Below are 23,857 nucleotides of genomic sequence, written 5' to 3' on the forward strand. Positions count from 1 at the left end.
TCCCGCCGCCGGTGAAGGACCCTCCGCGCCTCGGCGAACCGGCGGGTTCACGGCTCGGGGGACAGGCGGTCGGCGGCGTGTTCGATGGCGGTGCTCACCCGGTCGGCCAGCAGCCCGACCGCGCCGACCGCGCGGGTCACCGGGTCGTCCTCCGCGCCGCCGAGGGCCTGGGAACGCAGGTAGGCGGCCTTCACCTCGGCCCACCGCGCGGCCTGTACCGGGGTCATGGTGCCGCGCAGCTCGGCCAGTTTGAGCAGGTTGGCCTCCGCCCCGGAGGTGAGGGTCTGGGCCTCGCCGAGGTAGTGGTCGTCGATCACGGCCTCCAGCTCGGCGTCGTTCATCACCGGCACGACCCGGGCCGCGAGCTTGTTCATGTTCCGGTACGAGCCCTGGAGCTGGAACGGCGGCTCGGTCCGCGACGCGTCCGACTGGGCGGCCGAGGCGATGTAGGCCCGGTTGTTGGCCAGCACCACCCGCTGGATCCGCAGCAGCTTGCGCAGCACCGCGAGGACCTGCTCCAGCTCCACCGAGGAGTACGGGTGGGAGAGCTGGTCGGCCCGCACCCCCGAGTCGCCTCGCGCCAGCCGTACCAGGAGGCGGATGTCGCCCCGGTCGCGGGTGGAGAGCGGCGACAGGACCGGGTTGGAGGTGAGCGCGTTGTCGATGTAGCTCAGCGCGAACAGCTCGTCCCGCCCCGACAGCACGTCGCCGAGGTTCCACACGTCGGCGCGGTTGGCGAGCATGTCGGGGATGCGGAAGCGCCCGCCGGACTCGGTGTACGGGTTGCCCGCCATACAGACCGCGAAGCGCTTGCCCCGCAGGTCGTAGGTGCGGGCCTCGCCCTCCCAGACGCCCTCCATCCGGCGCTGGCCGTCGCACAGGGAGATGAACTTCTGCAGCAGCTCGGGGGAGGTGTGCTGGATGTCGTCCAGGTACAGCAGGACGTTGTTGCCCATCTCCAGCGCGAAGGAGATCTTCTCGATCTCCTGCCGCGCCGTCGCGTCGGGCGCCTGCCCCGGGTCCAGCGAGGTCACCAGGTGCCCCAGGGCCGGGCCGTTGACCTTGACGAAGATCAGCCCGAGCCGGTTGGCCACGTACTCCATCAGGGTGGTCTTGCCGTAGCCCGGCGGGGAGATGAGCAGCAGCATGCCCATCTGGTCGGTCCGCCTGGCGTCCCCGGCCGCGCCGAGCTGCTTGGCCAGGTTGTCGCCGATCAACGGCAGGTAGACCTCGTCGAGCAGCTGGTTGCGGACGAAGGCGGTCATCACCTTCGGTTGGAACTCCTCCAGCCTCAGCCGCTCGCGCTCGGCCGCGACCAGCTCGTCGCGCCGCCTCCGGTAGGCGCGGTACGCGGGGACGCGATGGTCGCGGAAGTGCCGGGTCCTGGCGAGGAACTCGTCCAGGCGCAGCTCCATCGCGCGCCCGGAGATCCGGGGGTGCGCGCCGAGCAGCCCCTCGACCTCGGTGGTCAACGCCGCCGAGGAGTCGCGCCTGGGCACCTCGCACAGCAGTACGGCCACCGCCTCCACCAGCTCCGCGGACCCGGCCCCCGTTCCCGAGCCCGAGCCCGAGCCGGAACCCGAGCCCGAGCCGGGGCCGGAGAGGGCCGGGGCCAGGCCGGAGCGCGGGGCCGAGGCGTCGAAGGCGGAGAGCCAGGCCCCGGCCAGGCGGTGGCGTGCGGCGAGGTCGCCGCCGAGCGCCCGCAGGTCCTCCTCGAACTCCCCGCGCGCCGGTCCCAGTGCCCGGTCGAACCGGTCGAGCAGCGACCGCGCCCCCGCGCTCGTCACGAACCCGAACGGCCTGCCCGGCAGCTCCTCGAAGAGATACTCCCCGGCCAGCTCGAAGACGCCCTCGTCCTCCGTCGCGCGGGCCGTGCCCGGCCCGTCTCCCGTACGGCCCTGAAGACCCTGACGGAGATCCCCGTGGAGACCTCCGTGGAGACCCCGATTGAGACCCCCGTTGAGACCTCCGTGAAGATCCCGGTGGAAGGAGGCGATCGCGGCGCCGAGGGCGGCTCGGGTCTCCTCCACCGCCTCCACCCCGCCGAACAGGGCCCGTGCCCGCGCGAGCGACGTCGCCCGGGTGGTCCACGTCGCCCGGGTGGCCTCGTCGGTGCCGAAGGCCCAGAAGAGCTGGGCGGCGGCCCTCGCGGCGGGCGGGTAGCGGAGCAGTCCCGCGTCCGCGCGCAGGCGGAGCGTGGCCTGGAGGATCGCGGCGGCGTCGTGGTCGTGGACGCCCCGCTCGTAGCCCTCGTCGTACCGGGTCTCCGCCACCCGGCGGACGATCTCCAGCAACTCCCCGCCGTCGCCCGCCGCGGCCTCGTACAGCGCCTCCAGGGAGACAGGGGCCCCGCCCGTGCCCGGCACGGCCGGGCGCGCCGGGTTCCCATCCCTGCCGGAAGAGACCGTGTTCCCGGCCGTTCCGGGAAAGACCGTGTTCCCGGCCGTGCCGAAGGAGACCGGGTTCCCGGACGTTCCGAGGGAGACCGGGTTCCCGCCTGTGCCGGGAAAGACCGGGTTTCCGGCCGTGCCGGGGGAGACCCCGGCCGCGAGTGGTGTTCCGGCCTCGGCGGCGGCCAGGATCGAGGCGGCCAGGTGCTCGCCCCGGTAGACCTCCGGCGACTCCGAGACCGTCAGCTGGTCCCAGAACGGCCGGGTGTCCTCGAAGGCCGCGTCGCGCACCGGGGAGCGGTAGTCGGTGCCGGTGACGGCGAACGCCATCCGGTCCTCGTGCGGGACCAGGGTGAGGTCGGTCGCCTGGGTGTTGACCGCGAACAGGTGGCGGCCGAGCCGGATGGTCTCCCCGCCGTCGGTGTAGAGGTCGAGCCGGTCGCGCAGGGCGCGGCCCGCCTCCTGGCGGGCGGCCTTGATCCGGCCCTCCAGCTCCTCCGCGCGCACCTGGTCGCCCAGCGCGCGCAGCTCCCCGGCCACGCCCTTCAGCTTGAGCACCATCGGGTCGGACCCGAAGTAGGTGTTGACCTCGTCCAGCGACGCCAGCCCGGCCACCCGGCGCCGTACGCTCGACAGGATGCGGGCCGCGGAGTCGGCCAGCCGGTCGGCGCGGCGGGCCCGCTCGTCGAGCAGCGCCTGGCGGCGCGAGGAGAACGCCTCGTAGACGTCCTCCCGCTTGGCGGCCAGCTGCCCTAGGAAGTCGTCGAACTCGGCGAAGCGCGACTCCAGGTTCTCCAGCTGGAGCATCAGGCGGCCCAGCTGCTCGTCGCAGCGCTCGGGGGTGCCGGACATCGCCAGCGCGCCGGTGATCGCCTGCCCCAGCAGGGCGTACTCGGCCGCGAAGGCCGCCCGCCCCTCACCGGCCAGCAGCTCCCCGCGCCGGGCGTCCAGCGTGGCGCGGGCGCGGTTGACCCCGCCGAGCACCTCGCCGACCCGTTCCAGGATGGCGGTCCGCACGGTGGCGTCGGCGATGTCGAGCGTGCCGACCACCTCGACCACGATCTCCAGGCCCCGCGCCTGCCGCTCCAGCCGCTCGCCGATCGGCCCGGCCTCGGCGACGGTCGCGATGGCGCCCGCGTCGGAGACCAGCCGCTCGACCTCGGCGTGGTATCCGGCGAAGGCGTCGTCGCCCCGCAGGAACTCCGCCGCGCGCCGCGCGGCGCCGCCCAGCTCGGCCGTCAGCTCCGCGTCGAGCGCGTCGATCCCGGCGGTGTCGACGTGGCGCAGCTCGCGCAGGCCCACCAGGCGCCCCTGCGACCGCCGCAGCTCCGACAACCGGTCGATCCAGCCCCGCGCGGACCCGGGCGCCTCGCCGCGCGTGTGCCGTACGAGCGCGGTGACCTCGGCGGCGGCGGCCTCCAGTGCCTCGGCGGCCTGCCGGGTGAGCGACTGGACCTTCTCGAACTCGTCCAGCACCTGCTCGGCGGTGGCCCGCACGTCGGCGAGCGGGCCGCGCAGCCGGTGCTCGCCCAGCCAGTGGTAGTGGTCGAAGACCCGGGCGCAGGAGGCGATCAGCGCCTCGAAGACCGGGACGGACGGCGCCATCTCCTCGACCATCCGCGCCACCGACAGGCAGTCGGAGATGCCCCGTACCAGCTCCGCGTTGCCGATCCGCTCCAGCGGCCCGGTGCCGACCGGGCGCCCGGCGGCGTGCAGGTCCGACTGGTACGCCGTCTGCCAGACCTGCATGGGGTGGACGCGGGTGGGCTCGTCGGAGGTGGCCCTGAAGACGACCAGCGTGCCGTCGTCGAACAGCGAGTACCCGTGGCAGGACAGCGGGGTCTCCACCCGCTTGCGGATCACGTTGTACGGCAGCAGCAGCGACCGCCCCTCGGCGCGGGCGTGGAAGACGTACAGCACGTCCTCGCCGTTGGGGGAGCGGATCACCCGCTCGAACTCCAGCTCGGACACGTCGGTGTCGAACGTCTTGCCGACCCCGGTGGACAGGTAGTAGCCGCCGGGGAAGATGATCCCCTGGTCCTCGGGCAGGCGCTGGCAGGACTGCCCGATGCCGTCCAGGCGGACCACGCCCTTGGTCCGGGTGTTGAACACCAGGTGCCGCCACTCCGGCTCCTTGTACGGCCGCACCCGCAGCAGGATCAGCGGGCCGATCCTGGCGTGCTGGACCTCCGCGTCGGCGAGGCTCTGCAGCGGCTCCGTGACGGGCTCGCGGTAGACGCCCTCCCCGGTCTCGGTGTTGTTCTCGACCTTGATGGTGAGGTCGCCGCCGACGGTCTCGACGAACACCTCGCCGCCGATCGAGATGTGCGGGTGGCGGCCCGTCACGTGGTCGTCGCGGGTGGCCGGGACCCACTCGAAGTCGTGCGAGGGCGGGAACGTGTGGTCGCGCTCCCCCCGGTCGTCGATGTACGAGAGTGTGCCGTCCGCCCCGACCTGCCAGCGCAGCACGCGCGTGTCCTGCGGGCCGGTCTGGAAGACGGCCAGCATCTTGCCCTCGACGCGGCGGAGCTGGAGCAGCCGGGTCTCCCGGTAGTACCGGTAGAGCTCGGCGAAGTCCCGTTCGAAGCGCGGGTCGCGGAACATCGGCGCGGGGTCGAACCGGAACGCGTTCTCCTCGTCTCCCGTTGCGTCCCGGACAAAGGTGTGTGCGGAGAAGACGTCCCCGACGGTCGTCTCCGGCTTCATCCCGATGAACACGTTGTAGCCGAAGAGCATGAGCCCGCCGACCGACACGATGTCGCGCGGCACGCAGTTGTTCTCGGTGCGTATCCGCTCGGTGCCGACCAGGCGCAGCTCGGCCCCGCCGAACACCGCCAGGCGCTCGGCGTTGAGCGCGTCGGACTGCCGGGCCAGCTCGGCGGCCTGCTCGGCGAGCCGGGCGCGGAGCACCTCGTAGGTTCCCGCGTCCAGCCCCGCCCCCTCGCCGGGGGCGCCGGTGACGGCCTCCGCCGTGGAGGACGTCACTGCTTGACGGAACCGGCGGAGTTACCGGCGGCGGTGCCGAGCGCGGCGACGGGGACCTCGGTCGTGGTGGCGGCCTGGGCCTCGCCCAGCAGGCCGCGCAGCCTGTCCGCGTCGGGGCCGCCCTCCTTGATCATTTTCATCAGCAGCGCGGACAGCGAGAGGTTCCGCACGTCGGCGGTGTCGATCGAGCCGATGGCCCTGCCCAGGTCGGCGGGGAGGCTCGCCGAGCCGTCCAGGTAGGGACCGGCCAGCGTGCGGGCGACGTCGGAGTGCTCCACGAAGCCGTCCACGGCCTTGCCCATGCTGATCGAGCCCATCAGCCGGTCGAAGAACACGGTGTCGCCGCCGACGATGTCGATGTTGGCCTTGGACAGCCCTGCCGACACCACGGAGGCCTGCGCCTCGGCGATCTTGAGCTGGGCGTTCACCCCGGCGAGACGGATCTCCTTCTCGGCCTCCAGCCGCAGGCGGTACTCCTCGTGGGAGCGGGTCGCGTCGGTGAGCGCGGCCATCGCCGCGGCCTTCTCGGTGAGACCCTCGGCCTCGGCCTTGAGCTTCTCGCCGACCGTCGCGGCGGCGGCCAGCGCCATCGCCTGCTCGCCCTCCGCCTCGGCCTTCAGCTTCTCGCGGACCGCGGTGGCCACGGCGTGGGCCCTGGCCTGCTCGCCCTCGGCGACCGCGAGCGCCTTCTCCCGCTCGACGGTGGCCTCGGCGCGGCCGACCTTCTCGATCGCCGCGGCGTCCCGTTCGCGTACCTGCACCTCGGCCAGGCCGATGGCGGCCATCTCGGCCTGGACGCCCTCGGCGAGGCGGATCTTGGCGCGGGCGTCGAGCTCGGCCGCCTGCTGCCGCGACTCGGCCAGCACCAGCGCCTCGCGCGCCCGGTGCTTGGACGCGGCCTCGGAGGCCTCGGCCGCCTTGATGTCCTTGACCAGGCTCTCCTGCGCCTCGGCCTCGGCTTGGATGATCACGGCCTGGCGGGTCCGCTCGGCCTCCTCGACCACGCGCAGGCGCTTGATGCTCTCCTCCTGCTCGGCGACCGTCTTCTCCACCACGATCCGCTCGCGGATCACCTCGGCGATGGAGCGCTTCTCGCCCTCCAGCTCCTTGTCCTTGGAGATGCGCGACAGCTCGGTCTCGCGCTCGCGGGCGATCACCTCAAGCAGGCGGTCCTTCTCGATGCGCTCGGTCTCGATGGCGAGGACCCGCTCGCGGTTCTTCGCCGCCACCGCGATCTCACGGGCCTGGTTCTCCTGCTGGACGCCGAGCTGCTCGTCGGTACGCAGGTGCGCGGCGTGCGCCTTGAGCCGCTCCTCGGCCTGGACCTTGGAGGTCTCCGCCTCCTCGCGGGCGCGCATGGTCTCGACCTCGCGCTTCTGCTTGGTCTCCGCGTCGGCCTGGCGGCGCTCCAGCTCCAGGATGGCCTCCCGCGCGTCCACGTTCTGGCGGGTGATCTCCTTCTCCTCGCGCCGCTGGAACTCGTTGGTCCGTACGTGCTCGATGGCGGTGAGCTCGGTGATCTTCCTGATGCCCTGCGCGTCGAGGATGTTGTTCTTGTCCAGGGAGAGCAGCGAGGTCTGCTCCAGGTAGTCGATGGCCGCGTCCTCAAGGCTGTAGCCGTTGAGGTCGGTGCCGATGACCTGGATGATCTGGTCGCGGAACTGGTCGCGCTGGGTGTAGAGGTCCACGAAGTCGAGCTGCTTGCCGACCGTCTTGAGCGCCTCGGAGAACTTGGCGTTGAACAGCTCCTGCAGCGTCTCCTGGTCGCTCGCGCGCGCGGTGCCGATGGCCTGGGCGACCTTCACCACGTCCTCGACGGTCTTGTTGACCCGGACGAAGAAGGTGATGCGGATGTCGGCGCGGATGTTGTCACGGCAGATCAGGCCCTCACGGCCGGTACGGGCGATCTCGATGGTCTTCACCGAGATGTCCATCAGCTCGGACTTGTGGAAGATGGGCAGCACGACGGCCCCGGTGAAGGTGACGTCGACCTTGTTGATCTTCGAGATGATCAGGGCCTTGCCCTGTTCCACCTTGTTGAACAACCGGCTGATCATGAAGAGCACGCCGATGACGACGAGGAGGACGACGGCGAGAAGAATGCCGAGCCCGGTGGAGATGACGTCCAATGTGGTCCCTCGGTTAAATAGGACGATCAGGGTCGAGTTCCGCGTCGTACGGCGTCACCCAGAAGAACTCGCCGGGGGAGTCGTAGGCGAATATCAGGGCGACGCTGCCGGAGGCGAAAACCTCGTCACCGGTCTGCCGTACTTGAACGAGAGCGGAGGAGCCGTCGGCGGCGGTGACCTCGGCCTGGCCGAAGTCGCGGCTGACGCGGCGCGTGCGGATGACGCACATGCGGCCCACGAAGTCGGCGCGGGAGGGGACGCGCTCCTTCGGGACGAGACGCCGCAGTGACAGGACGACGAGGCGCGTACACGCCCAGGCGCAGACCAGTGCCGCGACCAGTACGGCGACCAGGGCGGGGGTGCTCGTGAACAGCGTGCCGCCCACGAGGCTCGCGAACCACGCGACGACGACCAGCAGCGAGACGGCCACCGCGGCCGGGACTCCGCCGAGTCCCAGACCGCTCAGGAGGCCGGTGCCCCCTGTCACCTCGGACCCGTCGCCGTCGCCACCGTCACTTCCTTCACCGCCGAACCCGAACACCCCGGTCACGACGAGCACCCAGTACGCGATGATCACCAGGAGCAGGAACGTGAACAGGACGGTCGGAAAAGACAGTGCGGCATCGACAAACTGGCCCATCGGCGTGTGAAATCCCCCTGCTGGCATACCGGAACGCGCTCCCCCGAGCACGTGTAGGTGACTATATACATATAAAGATCTGTTAAAGGGAATAGTTCCCAAAGCGGAAAAACATCCGCATAGATGTCAGGGGTGCGGGGGTTACCGGCGCGCGGGGCGCGCGGAACTCACGAAGCGGGAAGGCCGCGAAAACGGGGGCGCGAAGAAGTGGAGGAGCGGGAACGGGGCCCGCGTCCTCGGCTCCGTCCCGGGAGGCCACCCCGGAAGGCCGTCCCGGGGAGCCTGTCGCGGGAGGTCAGGCGGGGCGAGTGATCATGTAGGCGAGACCGACGAGGATCACGACGGGAATGAGCCACACGATGGCCTCGATGGCGAACTCCTTGTACATGAGGAACATCCCTCCGGAGCGGTGATCGGCGAGGAGCGCGGATCTCCGACGATAGCCGCTGTTTTCGGCGACGACCAGAACCCGACCGCGCACCGGCCGCCCGCCCCTACGAGGAGCCCTACGAAGGACCGCCCGCCGCACAGGGGGCCGGTCGCCTCAGAAGGGACTGGCCGATCTACGAGGGGCCGCCCGCCTCACGAGGGGCCGGTCGACCCACGAGGCCGCCTCACAAGGGGCCCGACCTACGAGGGATCGGCCGCCTCACGAGGGACTGCCCGCCTCACGAGGGGTTGGCCGAGCCGACCACCACCGAGGTGTCCGAGGGTTCCCCCTCGACCACGTCGGCGACCACGCAGGTGATGTTGTCGGGCCCTCCCGCGTCGCAGGCGAGCGCGATCAGCTGGCGCGTCACCTCGTCGAGGTCGTCGACCTCGGCGAGCACCTGGCGGAGCCGTTCGGCGTCGACCACCCCGGACAGCCCGTCGGAACAGAGCAGGTAGCGGTCGCCGAGCTCGGCGTCGCGCAGGGAGAGGTCGAGCTCAAGGTTGTCGCCGCCGTCGAGGACCTGCAGCAGGATCGACCGGTGCGGGTGGCGGGCGGCCTCCTCCGCGGTGATCCGGCCGTCGTCCATCAGCGTCTGGACCAGGGTGTGGTCGTAGGTGATCTGGTACAGGTCGCCGTTGCGCAGCAGGTAGGCGCGGGAGTCGCCGATGTGGGCGAGGGCGACGCGCGAGCCGTTCCAGAGCATCAGGGTCAGGGTGGTGCCCATGCCGGTGAGCGACGGGTCCTCCTCGACCAGGTCGCGCAGGCGCTGGTTGGCCTTGCGGACCCCGGCCTCGGCGGCGGCGGCGAGGTCGCCGGGGCACTCCTGGTCCAGGGACGCGACGGTGGCGATCGCCGCCGAGCTGGCGACCTCCCCGCCCACGTGGCCGCCCATCCCGTCGGCGACGGCGAGAAGCCGGGCGCCCGCGTAGGCGGCGTCCTCGTTGCCTTGCCGGATCCGGCCGACGTCGGAACCTGCCGTATAGCGCAGCGTGATCATCTGCACATCACTAGATCGTCGAGTTGCACGAGCTGAGCCGCTTTCGGACAGTTGGGATGGGCATAGGGCGAACCGAGATGTTCCACGATCCACTTAACACCATGGTGGCGCAAGCGGCCTGGGGAAGTGTTGCCACATCTGTTGACACCTGTGGTGGCGCGTAAGCTTGTTTCAGTGTCACGCATGGGCCCCTCCAGTGCCCCCGCACTGTGCCCGGAGTACCCCACCTTACGCATCGCTAGGAGATCAGTAATGGCCGCGATCATTCAGGAGGCGGCTCGCCGCCGCACGTTCGCGGTGATCAGCCACCCCGACGCGGGTAAGTCGACCATGACCGAGGCGCTGGCGCTGCACGCCTCCGCGATCAGTCAGGCCGGTGCGGTGCACGGCAAGTCCGGGCGGCGCGGGGTCACCTCCGACTGGATGGAGATGGAGAAGGCCAGGGGCATCTCCATCACCTCCGCCGCGCTCAGGTTCGAGTACCGCGGCCACATGTTCAACCTGGTCGACACCCCGGGACACGCCGACTTCTCCGAGGACACCTACCGGGTGCTGGCCGCCGTCGACTGCGCGGTCATGCTGCTCGACGCGGCCAAGGGCATGGAGCCGCAGACCCTGAAGCTGTTCGAGGTCTGCAGGCACCGCCGCATCCCGGTGATCACGTTCGTCAACAAGTGGGACCGGCCGGGGCGTGAGGCGCTGGAGCTGCTGGACGAGATCGAGGAGCGTACCGGCCTGAAGCCCACCCCGATCACCTGGCCGATCGGCACCGGCGGCTTCTTCCACGGCGTGGCCGACCGCACCGCCGACCGGATCGTCCGCTACACCCGCACCCCCGGCGGTGCCACCAAGGCCATCGAGACCGATCTGAGCGCCGAGCAGGCCCTGGCGGAGCTGGGCGGCGACTGGGAGCGGGCCAAGGACGAGATCGACCTGCTCTCCGCGATCGGCGCGGACCACAACCAGAAGACCTTCGAGGCGCACGAGTCGACCCCGGTGCTGTTCGGGGCCGCGCTGTCCAACTTCGGCGTCGGCCGCCTGCTGGACGCCATGGTCGACATCGCCCCCGCCCCCACGCCCCGCCCGGACGTCGCCGAGGACCCGCGCCCGCTGGAGGAGCCGTTCTCCGGCCTGGTCTTCAAGGTGCAGGCCAACATGGACCCCTCGCACCGCGACCGCATCGCCTTCGTCCGGGTCTGCTCGGGCAGATTCGAGCGCGGCATGGTGCTCATCCACGCGGCCACCGCCCGCCCGTTCGCGACCAAGTACGCCCAGTCGGTCTTCGGCCAGGAGCGCGCCACGATCGACGAGGCGTACCCCGGTGACGTGGTCGGCCTGGTCAACGCCAGCGCCCTGCGTCCCGGCGACACGCTCTACGACGGCCCGCCCGTCGAGTTCCCGAGGATCCCGAGCTTCGCCCCCGAGCACTTCTCCACCGCCAGGGTCCGCGACTCCAGCCGGTCCAAGCAGTTCCGCAAGGGCATCGAGCAGCTCGACGCCGAGGGCGTGGTCCAGGTGCTCCGCTCCGACGTCCGCGGCGACCAGTCGCCGGTGCTCGCGGCGGTGGGCCCGATGCAGTTCGACGTGGTCAAGCACCGGATGGCCGCCGAGTTCAACACCGAGATCCTGATGGACCGGCTCGACTTCGGTATCGCGAGGCTCACCGACGCCGAGTCGGCGCCGCTCCTGGCCCGCCAGCGCGGGGTGGAGGTCTTCGTCCGCTCGCTCGACGGGGCCCTGCTGGCGCTGTTCACCGACGAGTGGCGCATGCGCGGCGTGATGCGCGACCACCCCGACCTGGTGCTGAACGCCCTGCTCGCCGACACGCGCGGCTGACGTCCTCCCGGGGTGCGGGTCGGATGAGGTGAGACGGGAGGCCCGGGGTGCCGGGGGTCTCCCTCTCAGGCGCTCGTGGTGAGATATGTCGTTATGAGCGCGATTAAGTGGGGAATTCTGGCGACCGGCGGCATCGCCGCGACCTTCACCGAGGACCTGAGGCTCCTGCCGGACGCCGAGGTGGTCGCGGTCGGATCACGGTCGGAGGAGTCCGCACGGGCCTTCGCCGACCGGCACGGCATCCCGAGGGCCCACGGGAGCTGGGCCGAGCTGGCCGCCGACCCCGACGTGGACATCGTCTACGTCGCCAACACCCAGAACGCCCACTACGACGCCGTACGGACCTGCCTCGAAGGGGGCAAGGCCGTGCTGTGCGAGAAGGCGTTCACCCTCAACCGGGCCGAGGCCGCGAAGCTGGTCGACCTCGCGCGGGAGCGGGGCCTGTTCCTGATGGAGGCCATGTGGACGCGCTGCATCCCGGCCATCCGCAAGATCATGGAGCTGGTCGAGGGAGGCGCCGTCGGCCCGGTCAACACCGTCCACGCCGACTTCGGCTTCTCCGTCTCCGTCCCGCCCGAGCACCGGCTCCGCAACCCGAAGCTCGGCGGCGGCGCCCTGCTCGACGTGGGTGTCTACCCGATCTCCTTCGCGCACATGCTGCTCGGCGCCCCCGCCGGGGTACGGTCCTGGGCGCGGCTGACCCCCGAGGGGGTGGACGACAACACCGGTGTGCTGCTCGGCTACGACAGCGGCGCGGTCGCCCTGCTGTCCTGCGGCATCGCCACGGACAGCCCGGTCACCGCGTCCATCTCCGGCCCGCTCGGCCGGATCGAGCTGCCGACCCTGTTCTTCCGCCCCGACACCTTCACCCTGCACCGTACGGAGGGTGAGCCGGAGACCTTCCACGTCCCCTTCGAGGGGAAGGGCATGCTGCACGAGGCGGCCGAGGCCATGCGCTGCCTGCGCGAGGGCCTGCTGGAGAGCCCGCTGATGCCCTGGCAGGCGACCCTCGACGTGATGGGCGTCATGGACGAGGTCCGTTCGCAGGTGGGAGTCCGTTTTCCCGGCGAATGACCGATCTGGCGCGCATGCCGGGGGGACGAGTGCCCGCCGGTCGCGCCTCGACCGCCGACGGCGGGATCCATGCGGAACGGACCCGCGGGCACCTCGTGCGGTGTCCGCGGGTCCGCTCGCTCTACGTCAGCTCGCTCTACGTCAGAAGGTGGCGACGTTGAGCAGCTTCTCCTTGATGCCGTCGGTGTCGTCGACGTTGTTCCAGTTGGTGGTGCCCGCGGTCTGGAGCGCGGACTTCACCGCCGCGGGCGTCGCGCCCGGGTTGACGGCCTTGTAGAGGGCCGCTCCACCGGCGACGTGCGGGCTGGCCATCGAGGTGCCCGAGATGGTGCTGGTACCGCTGCCCGTCCAGGTGGACAGGATGCACACGCCCGGCGCGATGAGGTCCACGTCGGCGCCGTCGTTGGAGAAGTTGGCGAGCGTGTCGTCGACGTCGCTGTAGCAGGTGGGCGCCGCCCCGCCGCCGGGAAGCCCGTTGTAGTCGGCGAGGGCGCTGACCGTGATGACCTCGTCGTACGACGCGGGCACGGAGCCGGAGGAGTTGGCGTTGTTGTTGCCGGCCGCGACCACGAAGGTCACGCCCGCCGCGACGGCGGCGCAGATCGCCCGGTGCATGGCGTCGTTGTTGGTGTTGCCGCAGTTGCCGTCGTCGGCACCGAGGCCGCCGAGGCTCATGTTCGCGACCTCGATCTCGGAGGCGTGCGCGGTGACGTAGTCGATGCCGCAGATCACCTGCGACCAGCTGCCGCCGCCGCTGTTGTTCAGCACCCGCACCGGCCACAGGCGGGCGCCGGGAGCCACCCCGACGACGGAACTGGTGTTGTCCAGCGCCCCGACCGTGCCCGCCACGTGCGTTCCGTGGCCGTTGCCGTCGTTGGCGCTCGTACCGGTGTTGCAGTTCTTGGCGCCCGCGGTGTAGACGTTCAGGTCGGGGTGGGTGAGCTGGATGCCGGTGTCGATGATCGCCACGTCGACGTTGACCCGGGTGTCCACGCCGTTGATGGCGGCGGTGGGGCTGAGCTCGGCGTCGACCCGGTTGATTCCGGTGGGCAGCGTCTGGGCGTTGATCGACACCACGCCGTCGGGCTGCACGAACTGCACCTGCGGGTCGCGGGCGGTGGCGGCGGCCGCGGTGGCGCTCATCTTCGCCGAGTAGCCGCGAAGGGCGTGGTTGAAGACCTTGTCCACCGCGGCGCGGCGGGAACGCGCCTGGGTGTTGGCGAAGGTCGTGGCGTCCGCGCCGTCCTTCAGCACGACGATGTAGTTGCCGACGGGGTCCGGGGCGGCGGTCGCGGCTGTGGCCGGAATGAGCGCCGTGACGAGGGAACTCGCGAAGAGGACTGTGAGGAGCGTTTTGCGCACGGGGGGATCCTCCACTCTTTTGGCCGGGTTTGGCCAATGAGGTAGAGGTTGACATGTTAAGTCAGCTGATTCCACAAGATAAGTCAATTATTTACATGAAGTTTATATAAAGTAATTGAGGTAGTCATATATCACTGTAAATGGCTCGGGCCGGAAACGAATGTGCGCGTCGGCGACCCGCTTTTCGGGCGGCGCCTGAGGGGCCCTTGCGGCGGCTGTGGCCTGCGTATATGTTGGAAATTTTCCTCAGATGTCACCGGCCTGGTGATGGCCGGTCGTATCCCGCGGCCGGTGCCGGACGCGTGGTCGGGCCATATTCGGGCCGTATAAAGTTACTTATCTGAATTTCCGCTTTCCGCTTGTCGGGATTCCCGTACGGGTGCGGCCCGTCGAGGCTGGCCGGGGTAGCCGGATACCGATCCGCCCGTACCGTGAATAACCACACCCCCGAAAACGGCAGGTGGGGGCTATGCCCCTCCTCAGGGTCCTCTCAGGTCGTTCGTGATGGTGTTGTGCCGCCATCCCACCGGATCCACAATCCTCCGAGGATTGGGACGGGGGCCGCGTACGCCATCTCCCCTCAGGAGCATCCCGATCATGACGTCTCTCGCGATTCACGCCGGGCGGATGTTCGACGGCACGAACCTGTCCGGCCCCGCGACGGTTTTCGTGGAGGACGGGCGGATCACCGGCGTGGATACCCGGGGTGCTCTCCCGCCGGACGGAACGGGCCTGGTCGACCTTGGCGCGGACGCGTTCCTGATGCCGGGGCTCATCGACCCTCACGTGCATCTCGGCTTCGACGCCGGCCCCGACCCGGTGACCGCGTTCACCGCCGCCGACGACGCGGAACTGCTGGCCAGGATGCGGGCCGCCGCGGACAGGGCGCTCCAGGCCGGTATCACGACCGTCCGCGACCTCGGCGATCGCAACTATCTGGCGTCGGCGCTGAGGACGGAGCTGAACCGGCGCCCCGGAGGGGGCCCGGAGATCCTCGCCGCCGGGCCCCCGATCACCACATCCGGCGGCCACTGCCATTTCATGGGGGGCGAGGCCGAAGGAGCCGAGGCCTTACGCGCCGCGGTGTGGGACCGGTACGAGCGGGGCTGCGCGGTAGTCAAGATCATGCTGAGCGGTGGCAACATGACGCCGGGCTCACCGCCGCACGAGTCGCAGTACTCACCGGCCGACCTTCGGGTCGTCGTCGGCGAAGCGCATCGGCTCGGTCTGCCCGTCGCCGCCCACGCGCACGGTACGCCGGCGATCAGGGACGCGCTGGCGGCGGGAGTGGACAGCATCGAGCACGCGACGTTCATGACGGCGGACGGGGTCGACGCGGATCCCGCCCTGCTCGCCGCCATCGCCAGGAGCGACGTCTTCGTGAGCGTGACGATCGGAGTCGTCCCCGGTGACTCGCCGCCGGTCCTGCCACCGGAGGTCGCCAAGCGCGTGCGAGCCGTACACGAGGCTCTCAGGACCCTGTACAGGCTCCGTGCCAGGATCGTGCTCGGCACGGACGCGGGCATCATGCCGGTCAAGCCCCACGACGTACTGCCGTACGCCATCTCCCAGTTCACCGCGGAGGGCCCGTCTCCGCTGGAGGCACTCACGGCGGCGACCGGCCTCGCCGCCCAGGTGTGCGGGGTCTCCGGCCGGAAGGGACGGATCGCGGTCGGCGCGGACGCCGATCTGCTGGCCGTGACCGGGAATCCGCTCGATGATCTCGACCGGCTCCGGGACGTCCGGGCGGTCTTCCGCGCGGGCGTCCGGGTCCGGTGATCGAGGGGGAACAGGTGAGTGCCGTCGGCGGGGAAGTGGGCAGGGCGTCACTGTCACACCGGGCACCGGCGCGTTCGATCACCGAAAGAGTCAGACGCGGTGCCAGTCGTGGCGTTCCAGGAAGGCGCGCTCGCCGATGGCGTACTCGGTGAAGGCGTCCTGGACCGCCCCCAGGTCCGGGACGTGCGTGCGGAACATCTGGTTCCTGACGCTGTCCTTGTACTCCAGCTCGTAGCCGGAGGGCTCCGGGGAGCTCTGGACGAAGTGCTCGCCGAAGACGACCAGGGCCGTGAACGGGTTCCGCGGGGACATGGTGGCGAGCGCGTCGGAGATGAGCCGGAGGTCGGGGCCGACCACGATCATCCCGTCGCCCGTGCGCATCTCCATGGTCGGGTAGACGCCCCGAGGAGACAGGTTGTGCACCAGGCCGCGCTGCGGGTCGTAGCAGACCAGCCCGCACTCGGCGGCGAGGGCGAAGACCCGGGCGGACACCTCGTCGGCCCGCTCTGGGTCCATACCGACCAGGACGTGGGCCGGGGAGAGCCATCCGGCCCCGGGCAGGCGGTCGGCGAACGCCGCCACCCCGGGGTGCACCTCCACGTCCTCCGGGACCTCCGGGTCCTCGGGACGGGGATCCGCACCGTGCCGGAACTCCCCGGAACCGGAAGAGGGCGCCGCGGCGTCCTCCCGGTCCCCGGAGCGGGGATCGGTGTCACGCGGTTCCCCGTGGCGAAGGGCCAGGAAGACCTGCTCCGCGTGTTCCCTGGTGATCGGTTTGGGCTCGTACCAGACGGCCAGTTCGAAACTCACGGTCCCATTGTCCTCCGGGTGCCTTTCCCGGTGGAAAGGGCCGGACCGATCGGATGATCGGCCCGGAGGACGTGCCGGTGGCCGGGGCGTTCACGATACGCGGGGAGGACCGGCCCCTGTATGGCCCTGCCGGGGATGAGCCCGACGTACCCGCTCATCCTGGACGGATCGTGAAGCTTCTGACGACCACGTGATCTCCTGCCATCCGGACGCTACGCAGCCACTGCATATTTTCCGCATATGCCGGAGAGCCGATCAGGGGCAGCCGGTGATCGAGGACCCGAGGAGACCGGCCAGGTCGTCCGCCTTCGCCCTGTCCCCGATGAGGGTGAAGAGCTCGTAGGACTCGCGCCAGCACCGTACGGCCCGCTCCCGGTCGCCGGTCGCCACGTGGGCGAGGCCGAGACTGCGGAGCGCGCCCCCCAGGTACGTCGTCCAGCTGCGGGTCCGCCACAGCGCCACGGACTCCGTCAGGCGTTCGACCGCCCGCTCGTGGTCGCCGTCGGCACGGTCGAGGTCGCCCAGGATCCAGAGGGCGTCGGCCAGGTGGTGGGTGAGGTTGTAGCGGCGGCTGAGCTCCTCCACGGTGTCGGCCGTGGGCCGCGCCCGCTCGTCGCCGCCACCGCTGTAGAGCTTCGCCAGCGTGACCAGGGTCATCGTCTCGGACGCCGGGTCCCTCGCGACCCGGGACATGACGAGCGAGCGGTTGAGACACCGCTCCGCCGGTTCCGACTGGCCGGTCTCGACGTACGCGAGGCCGAGGAACTGCAGGGACGTCGCCTCGAAGCGCGGGTTTCCCAGCGTCTCCGCGACCCTCAGCGCGCTCACCAGGTGCGGGATCGCCGAGAGGACGTCCCGCTGGCCGTGCGTGATGCCGAGGGCCAGGTGGGCACGCGCCCGGCCGCCGAGGTGGCCGGTCTCCTCCGCGAGGCGCAGCGCCGTCTCCGCCGACTCCACGGCCGGTTCGACGAACCCCTGCGCGGCCAGGCCCCAGGCGCACATCACGTGGGCGTCCGACAGCCCGCGCGGCTCACCGACCTCGGTGAACATCTCCGCGAGCCGGACGGCGTTGGTGTGCAGGGCCACCATGGCGCCGCCCTCGTGCTCGACGCCGGTCCAGGTGGTCACGTCGAGCAGCCCGCGCAGCATGACGGCCTCGCCGAGCAGGTTTCCCGCCGTACGGCAGGCCAGCATGGCCCGCTCGTTGAGGCGACGGCACTCGGAGAAGAACCCGTGGGAGTCGAAGTAGCGTTCGAGGCATCCCGCGAGGTCCCAGGCGAAGTCGTCGAGCGCCAGGGCGCAGGCCTGCTCGATGAGACCGGCCAGCGCGGTCCGCTCGGCGTTGAACCAGGCGAGGGGGTCGCGCAGGAGGGACGCGGCGAGGTCCCCGGGCAGCGCGTGGCGCGGCGCCGGGCCGTGGAGCACGGCGTAGCAGGCGCCGTGGACGTGCTCCATGGCCTGTTCCGCCAGCCAGAGCCACGCGCCGAACGCCCTGGTCGTCGCGAGCAGCAGCTCGGCGGGGTCCTCCTCGGCCTCCGCGCGCTCGCGGGCGTACAGCCGGACGAGGTCGTGGAAGCGGTAGCGGGCCTGCCCGGTGGCGTCGATCCCGGAGATGGTGGCGAGCTGCGCGTCCACCAGGAACTCCAGGCATGCCTCCCCCTCCTCGTGCGTGCAGCCGAGCAGCGTGGCGGGGACCCAGCTCGCGAAGCCAGGGACGTCGAGAAGGCCGAGCAGCCGGAAGGCGCGGCGCGCGTGCGCCGGGAGACCGACGTAGCTCAGGGCCAGGCTCGCCCTGACCGCGCGGTCGCCGACGATCAGCTGGTCGAGGCGCCCGCGCTCGTCGCCGAGCCGCTCCACGAGCCAGGAGATCCTCTGCTGGGGACGGGCGGCGAGCCGCGCGCCCGCGACGCGCACGGCGAGCGGGATGCGGTCACACAGCCAGACGAGCTCGGTGGCGGCGGAGAGCTGCGAGGCGACGCGGTCGTGCCCGATCAGCCGCGAGAGCAGCTCCACGGCCTCCTGGGTGCTCAGGACGTCCAGTTCGACCGGCCGCACGCCCTCCAGCCCCGAGAGCCTCGCGCGGCTCGTGACGATCACGGCGCAGCCGGGGGCACCGGGGAGCAGGGGTCTCACCTGCTGCTCCGACGCCGCGTTGTCGAGGACGATCAGGACGTTCGCGCGGGCCAGGCGGCTGCGGTACAGCGCGGCGCGGGCCTCGACCGACTCCGGGATGCTCGACCCGGGCACTCCCAGCGCGACGAGGAACCGTCCGAGCACGTGGCCGGGTTGTGCCTGCTCCTCCTCGTGCGCGCCGTGCAGGTCGACGTAGAGCTGCCCGCCGGGAAACCTGTCGGCCAGCTGGTGCGCCACGTGCACCGCCAGCGCCGTCTTGCCGATGCCGCCCATGCCCGTGATGACCGAGACGGTCGTCGCGGAACGGTCGTCCAGCCGCGCGACGAGCTCCCTGACGTGCTCGGCACGGCCCGCGAAGTCCGCGATGCTCATCGGCAGCTCCGCGGGGGGCTCGCGCGGCTCGGCCAGGCCTCGCTCGGCTCCCGCCTGCCCGTCCTGCTCGCGCTGCCCGCGTCGCTCGTCCTGCTCGTCCTGTTCGTGCCGCTCGTCCTTTGTGGCCTGCTCGGCCAGGATCAGCCGGTGGAGGTCGCGCAGCGGGGCCCCGGGCTCGACGCCCAGCTCCTCGTTCAGGAGGCGCCGGGTGTCGGCGTACACCGTCAGCGCCTCGGAACTCCGTCCGGCGCGGGCGAGCGCCGCCATGAGGTGCGCCCGCAGGCGCTCGCGGAGCGGGTGCGCGTTGACAAGGCCGGTGAGCTCGGCGACGAGCTCCGGCTGGAACCTCACCGCGAGGTCGGCCTCGACGCGGTCCTCCAGGGTGGCGAGCCGCAGCTCCTCCAGGCGCGACGCCTCACCCGACAGGTCCTCGACGAACCGCAGGTCGGCGTACGCGGGGCCGCGCCACAGCCGCAGGGCCCGGTGGAGGAGGTCCACGGCCTCATGGTGGTCACCGTGGAGGAACGCGTCGCGGCCCTCCTTCGCCAGCGACTGGAACCGATGGACGTCCAGCTCGCCGGGGTGCACGACCAGCAGGTAGCCGCCGTGGCGGCGCAGCACCCGGTCGGCGCCCAGGGACCGGCGGATGTGGGAGGCGTACAGGCGCAGGTTGTTGTCCGCCGTCTTCGGCGGGTGCTCGCTCCAGAGCGCGTCCACGAGCAGGTCGTCGGGCACGGAGCCGTTGGCGTGGTGCAGCAGCATCGCGAGCAGTGCCCGCTGTTTGCGTCCGCCCAGGGGAAGCGGCTGGTGGTCGGCCCTCACCTCGACCGGCCCCAGGACGGAGAAGTCCATACCACTCCCCTGGAAGGCTTCGGAGGGGCCAAGTGTGCCCGACCTCCCCCTCACCGTCAATGATCACCGAGGGCCCTCAGGGCCGCGGGGGCCGGGGGTTTCCGGCTCCGCGGCCGGGCCTGGGCTACGCCGGAGGCTTGTCGCCGACGGCGACCCGCGACAGCTCCACGGTGCAGAACGCGCAGCGCTTGGCCTCGATCGGGATGTCGCTCAGGCACTCCGGGCATTCCTTCTCGGTGGCCTTCTTGTCCCGGTCGAAGAAGCCGATCAGCCGGGTCATGGGCATCACGACCAGCCAGTAGATGACCGCCGCGATGATCGCGAAGCTCAGCAGGTGGTTGATGAAGTCGCCGTACATGAACTTGGAGCCGTTGATCGTGAACACGTACTGCGAGAAGTCAGGCTCCCTGCCGCCCGTGATGGCTCCGATCAGCGGCGTGATGAGGTCCTTGACCAGTGCCTGCACCAGCCCGCTGAAGGTCGCCCCGATCACGACGGCCACGGCGAGCTCGACGAGGTTGCCCCTCAGCAGGAACTTCTTGAATCCGCCCATCACTCATGTCCTCCGCTCGTGAGGAGGGTCGGGCTACCCACCTTCCGGCGGCCAAACCTACCTTTTTTCCGGGTGTTCCGCCGCGAAAGGGCGATGCCCGGACGCCGCCGCGCGGAGGCGTACGCGCCGTGCGGGGCGGTGGGGGCGAGCGACTACTATCGGCGCAGTTCGCGAGCGAGGTGACCGGGATGGACTTTCGTGTGCTGGGCCCCGTCGAGGCGTTCGCCGACGGAGGGGCGGCGCTGGACGTCGGCCCCTACCAGCAGCGGCTGGTGCTCGCCATGTGCGTCCTCGCCGTCCCCCGGCCGGTGGGCCCGAACCGGATGATCGACGCGCTCTGGGAGGGCGACCCCCCTCCGGGGGCGCTCAACACCGTGCAGGCGTACGTCTCCAAGCTCCGCCGCGTCTTCGAGCCCGGCCGGACGAGGAACGTGCCACCGGCGATCCTGGTCAGCAGGCCGGGAGGCTACGCGCTGGACGTCCCCGGCGGCGCGACCGACCTGGGCAGGGCGCGGGAGCGGGCGGCCCGGGGCAGGAGCCTGGGGGCCGGGGGCGACCACGAGGGGGCGGCCGGGGAGCTGCGGCTGGCGCTGGGGGAGTGGAGCGGGGAGCCGCTCGCGGACCTCTCCGGCACCTCCTGGGCGGCGGAGGAGAGCGCGCACCTGGCCGAGCTGCGGCTCACGATCGAGGAGGACCTGGCCGAGGCGGAGCTCGCCCTCGGCCGGGGGGCGGCGCTGACGGGCGGGCTCGCCCACCTGGTCGGCGCCCACCCGTTCAGGGAGCGGCTGCGGGTGCTCGCCGCCCACGCGCTCTACCAGGCGGGACGGCAGGCGGACGCCCTCGGCGTGCTCGCCGAGGGACGCCGGATGCTGATGGAGGACATGGGGCTGGACCCCGACCCCCGGTCCAGGGAGATGGAACGGCGCATCCTCGGCCAGGACCCCGCGCTGACGCCCCGCCCCGTGGCGAGGGTGGAACGGGTGACGGAGGAGGAGAAGGACACCGGGCTGGTGGGCAGGGACGCCGAGGCGGAGGTGCTGGAGCGGGCGGTCGCCGGTGACGGGCACCGGGTGGTGCTGCTCGCCGGGGAGCCCGGCATCGGCAAGACCAGCCTGGCCGAGCACGCCGCCGGGGCCGCGCTGGCGCGGGACCACCGGGTGGTGTGGGGCCGCTGCTGGAGCGGTACCGGCGCGCCGCCCTTCTGGCCCTGGACGCAGGCCGTGCAGGACCTGGTCGGCAGGCACGGCGAGCTGGCGCAGCTGACCGGAACCGGGCAGGCCGGGCAGTTCGCGTTGTACGAGGCGTTCGCCCGGCTGCTGAACGAGCACGGCCGGGTCCTGGTGGTCCTCGACGACCTCCAGTGGGCCGACCCCTCGTCGCTGCGGCTTCTGGAGTTCCTGGCCTCCACCCGGCTCTGCCCCGCGCTGACCGTCGTGGCCACCTACCGCGACACCGACGTACGCCCCGGCGAGCCGCTGGAGCACGCCCTCGGCGCGCTGCTGCGGCTGCCGCACGTGCGGCGGCTCCTGCTGCGCGGCCTGGCCGAGGAGGAGATCCGCGAGTACCTGGGCCGGGCCGGTGCCGACCCGGCCCTGGCCGCGGAGATGGGCAGGCTGACCGCGGGCAACCCGTTCTTCCTGGGGGAGGTGCTCCGGCTGGGGGAGACCCCCGAGGCGCTGTCGGACGTCGTACGCGGCCGGATGGCCGGTCTGCCGCCCGCCACCGGGGAGGTGCTGACCGTCGCGGCGCTGCTCGGCAGGGAGGCGGCGACCGACATCCTGACGCGCGTGGCGGGACTGCCGGAGGAGCGGGTCCTCGACATCGTCGACGCCGCGGTGGGGGCCGGGCTGCTGGTCGAGGGGGACGGGCCGAGCTGCCGGTTCGTCCACGACATCGTCCGCGACGCGCTGCGCGAGGCGCTGCCGCCGCTGCGCCGCAGGAGGCTGCACGCGCGGATCGCGGAGGTGCTGGAGGAGCGGAGCGGGACGCGCCTGACCGAGATCGCCCACCACTACCGCGAGGGCCTGCTGAACCCCCGGATGGCGGGCAAGGCCATCGGCTACACCCGGCGCGCGGCGGCCCAGGCGACCGCGCAGTTCGCCCACGAGGACGCGGTGGAGAGCCTGGAGACGGCGATCTCGATGACCGACCGGCTGCCGGGTCCCGACGACGCGCTCCGCTGCGACCTCCTGCTCGACCTGGCCGAGGCGCGGGCCGCGGCGGGGACGAGCGCCGCGGCCCACGCCTCCCTGGAGGCCGCCGCGGAGATCGCCGAACGGCTCGGCGACGACAACCGGCTGGCCAGGGCGGTGCTGGGGTTCTCCGACCCGATCCATCTGGCCATGTACGAGGAGATGACCGGCATCGACCGGCTGGCCGAGCGTATCGACCGGGTCCTCGCCTCCGGCCTGGCCGGGGACTCGCCGTGGCGGGCCCGGCTGCTCGCCGCCGCCGCGCTGACCGGCTCCACCGTACGGCCCGTCGAGCGGAGCGTGGAGATGGCGGGAGAGGCGGTGCGGCTGGCCCGCTTGACGGGTGACGACCGGACCCTGTCCAGGACGCTGATCGTCCTGGAGATCCTGCTGCGCTCCGGCCACGACCACGGGCGCCGGGCGGCGGTCGCCGGAGAGATCGTGGAGATCGGCCGCCGCACCGGGGACCTGGTCGTCGAGTGGATCGGCAGGGAGAACGAGTACGTCGAGCTGAACGCCCAGGGGGCCGAGGGGCGGGCCGCGGAGCTGCTGGCCTGGCTGCGGGAGACCGCGGAGCGGCTCAGGCTCCCCTCGATGGTGAGCCTGGCCGCCTGGCAGGCCGCGGTACACGCCTACCTGTCCGGGCGCCTCGCCGACGCGCTCGCCGAGGCCGACGCGTCCGGCGCGGCCCACCCCGAGGGGGCGCTGGGACGGGACGACGCGCGGCTGCGGCGGGAGATGTTCCGCTTCCTGTCCCTGCGGGGTGAAGCCAACAGGACGGACGGGCCGGGTGAGGCCGGTAGGACAAGTGAGGCGCTCGCGCTGGCCGACGAGATGCTCGCCCGCCGCCCCGGCCAGAAGCCCTGGCGTGTCCTGCGCTGCCTGGCCCTGGTCGACCTGGGCAGGACGGCCGAGGCCCGCGAGGTCTTCGACGAGCTGGCCCGCGACGGTTTCGCGGAGATAGGTCCCGAGCTGGCCTACCGGTTCGTCGCGGACGCCGTCAGCGAGATCTGCGCGGCGCTGGGCGACGAGGCGGCGGGGAGGATCCTGTACGACAGGCTCGCCCCGCACGCGGGCCGGTTGCTGGGCTGGTCCCTGACCGACCTGTGCCTGGCCAGGCTGGCCCTGCTCGGCGGTGACGAGGACCGGGCGGAGGCCCACCTGCGGGCGGCCGAAGCCTTCGCCGCCGGGGCGGGACCGCGCGTCTACGAGCCCGCGATCCGCGCGCTGGGCGGTGAGTTCCGCCACGGCCTGTTCTAGGCTCGTCACGCACGTCGTCGCCGAATTCTGAGATCACCGTCACAGGAGTGGGAATGTGCG

Annotated in this window: 12 protein-coding genes; 4 read left to right on the plus strand and 8 right to left on the minus strand. The window is 71.6% G+C overall.

The window, feature by feature from the left end; genetic code table 11:
* Positions 1–47 precede the first annotated feature (47 nt).
* The 4 genes from ACW9TB_RS22885 to ACW9TB_RS22900 all read right to left on the minus strand — a co-directional run bounded on the left by ACW9TB_RS22885 (position 48) and on the right by ACW9TB_RS22900 (position 9,574).
* Entirely contained in the window at positions 48–5,375 is a 5,328-nt protein-coding gene (locus tag ACW9TB_RS22885; protein ID WP_472750087.1) for a DNA repair ATPase, read from the minus strand.
* Positions 5,372–7,504, minus strand: a complete 2,133-nt coding sequence (locus ACW9TB_RS22890; protein ID WP_472750088.1) for an SPFH domain-containing protein — start codon at positions 7,502–7,504, stop codon at positions 5,372–5,374. Before ACW9TB_RS22890 ends, ACW9TB_RS22885 begins: the two co-directional genes overlap by 4 nt.
* 13 nt (positions 7,505–7,517) lie before the next feature.
* Complete coding sequence (locus ACW9TB_RS22895) at positions 7,518–8,144, minus strand: hypothetical protein (protein WP_472750089.1); 627 nt, start codon at positions 8,142–8,144, stop codon at positions 7,518–7,520.
* A 668-nt stretch (positions 8,145–8,812) separates the two neighbouring features.
* On the minus strand, positions 8,813–9,574 hold the full coding sequence (locus tag ACW9TB_RS22900) for a PP2C family protein-serine/threonine phosphatase (protein WP_472750144.1): 762 nt from the start codon (positions 9,572–9,574) through the stop codon (positions 8,813–8,815).
* A gap of 252 nt (positions 9,575–9,826) precedes the next feature.
* Here ACW9TB_RS22900 and ACW9TB_RS22905 point away from each other — a divergent pair, with 252 nt between their 5' ends.
* Positions 9,827–11,410: a peptide chain release factor 3 gene (locus ACW9TB_RS22905; RefSeq protein ID WP_472750090.1), complete on the plus strand. Its 1,584-nt coding sequence runs from the start codon at positions 9,827–9,829 to the stop codon at positions 11,408–11,410.
* A gap of 93 nt (positions 11,411–11,503) precedes the next feature.
* The gene (locus ACW9TB_RS22910) at positions 11,504–12,484 is read left to right on the plus strand and encodes a Gfo/Idh/MocA family protein (RefSeq protein ID WP_472750091.1); all 981 of its coding nucleotides are present in this window, start codon (positions 11,504–11,506) and stop codon (positions 12,482–12,484) included.
* Between the two features lie 141 nt (positions 12,485–12,625).
* On the opposite strand, the gene ACW9TB_RS22915 is transcribed toward ACW9TB_RS22910, so the two are convergent.
* Positions 12,626–13,846, minus strand: a complete 1,221-nt coding sequence (locus ACW9TB_RS22915) for a S8 family serine peptidase (RefSeq protein ID WP_472750092.1) — start codon at positions 13,844–13,846, stop codon at positions 12,626–12,628.
* Between the two features lie 597 nt (positions 13,847–14,443).
* Here ACW9TB_RS22915 and ACW9TB_RS22920 point away from each other — a divergent pair.
* Positions 14,444–15,625, plus strand: a complete 1,182-nt coding sequence (locus ACW9TB_RS22920; RefSeq protein WP_472750093.1) for an amidohydrolase family protein — start codon at positions 14,444–14,446, stop codon at positions 15,623–15,625.
* A gap of 90 nt (positions 15,626–15,715) precedes the next feature.
* On the opposite strand, the gene ACW9TB_RS22925 is transcribed toward ACW9TB_RS22920, so the two are convergent.
* The 3 genes from ACW9TB_RS22925 to mscL all read right to left on the minus strand — a co-directional run bounded on the left by ACW9TB_RS22925 (position 15,716) and on the right by mscL (position 20,345).
* Positions 15,716–16,435: a hypothetical protein gene (locus tag ACW9TB_RS22925; RefSeq protein ID WP_472750094.1), complete on the minus strand. Its 720-nt coding sequence runs from the start codon at positions 16,433–16,435 to the stop codon at positions 15,716–15,718.
* Between the two features lie 255 nt (positions 16,436–16,690).
* The gene (locus ACW9TB_RS22930) at positions 16,691–19,792 is read right to left on the minus strand and encodes an AfsR/SARP family transcriptional regulator (RefSeq protein WP_472750095.1); all 3,102 of its coding nucleotides are present in this window, start codon (positions 19,790–19,792) and stop codon (positions 16,691–16,693) included.
* Positions 19,793–19,916: 124 nt separating this feature from the next.
* Positions 19,917–20,345, minus strand: a complete 429-nt coding sequence (gene mscL, locus ACW9TB_RS22935) for a large conductance mechanosensitive channel protein MscL (RefSeq protein ID WP_472750096.1) — start codon at positions 20,343–20,345, stop codon at positions 19,917–19,919.
* A 188-nt stretch (positions 20,346–20,533) separates the two neighbouring features.
* On the opposite strand from mscL, the gene ACW9TB_RS22940 reads away from it, so the two are divergent.
* Positions 20,534–23,797 carry a BTAD domain-containing putative transcriptional regulator gene (locus tag ACW9TB_RS22940; protein WP_472750097.1) on the plus strand — a complete coding sequence of 1,088 codons (3,264 nt, stop codon included), beginning with the start codon at positions 20,534–20,536 and terminating at the stop codon, positions 23,795–23,797.
* Positions 23,798–23,857 lie beyond the last annotated feature (60 nt).

This window comes from Streptosporangium sp. H13245, from assembly GCF_055690525.1.

What these genes read in the sequence shown, in the direction of transcription:
- ACW9TB_RS22905 (WP_472750090.1), top strand. Translation starts at nt 9,827, where the DNA reads ATGGCCGCGATCATTCAGGAGGCGGCTCGCCGCCGCACGTTCGCGGTG.
- ACW9TB_RS22910 (WP_472750091.1), top strand. Translation starts at nt 11,504, where the DNA reads ATGAGCGCGATTAAGTGGGGAATTCTGGCGACCGGCGGCATCGCCGCG.
- ACW9TB_RS22900 (WP_472750144.1), bottom strand. Translation starts at nt 9,574, where the DNA reads ATGATCACGCTGCGCTATACGGCAGGTTCCGACGTCGGCCGGATCCGG.
- ACW9TB_RS22940 (WP_472750097.1), top strand. Translation starts at nt 20,534, where the DNA reads ATGGACTTTCGTGTGCTGGGCCCCGTCGAGGCGTTCGCCGACGGAGGG.
- ACW9TB_RS22930 (WP_472750095.1), bottom strand. Translation starts at nt 19,792, where the DNA reads ATGGACTTCTCCGTCCTGGGGCCGGTCGAGGTGAGGGCCGACCACCAG.
- mscL (WP_472750096.1), bottom strand. Translation starts at nt 20,345, where the DNA reads ATGGGCGGATTCAAGAAGTTCCTGCTGAGGGGCAACCTCGTCGAGCTC.
- ACW9TB_RS22920 (WP_472750093.1), top strand. Translation starts at nt 14,444, where the DNA reads ATGACGTCTCTCGCGATTCACGCCGGGCGGATGTTCGACGGCACGAAC.
- ACW9TB_RS22895 (WP_472750089.1), bottom strand. Translation starts at nt 8,144, where the DNA reads ATGGGCCAGTTTGTCGATGCCGCACTGTCTTTTCCGACCGTCCTGTTC.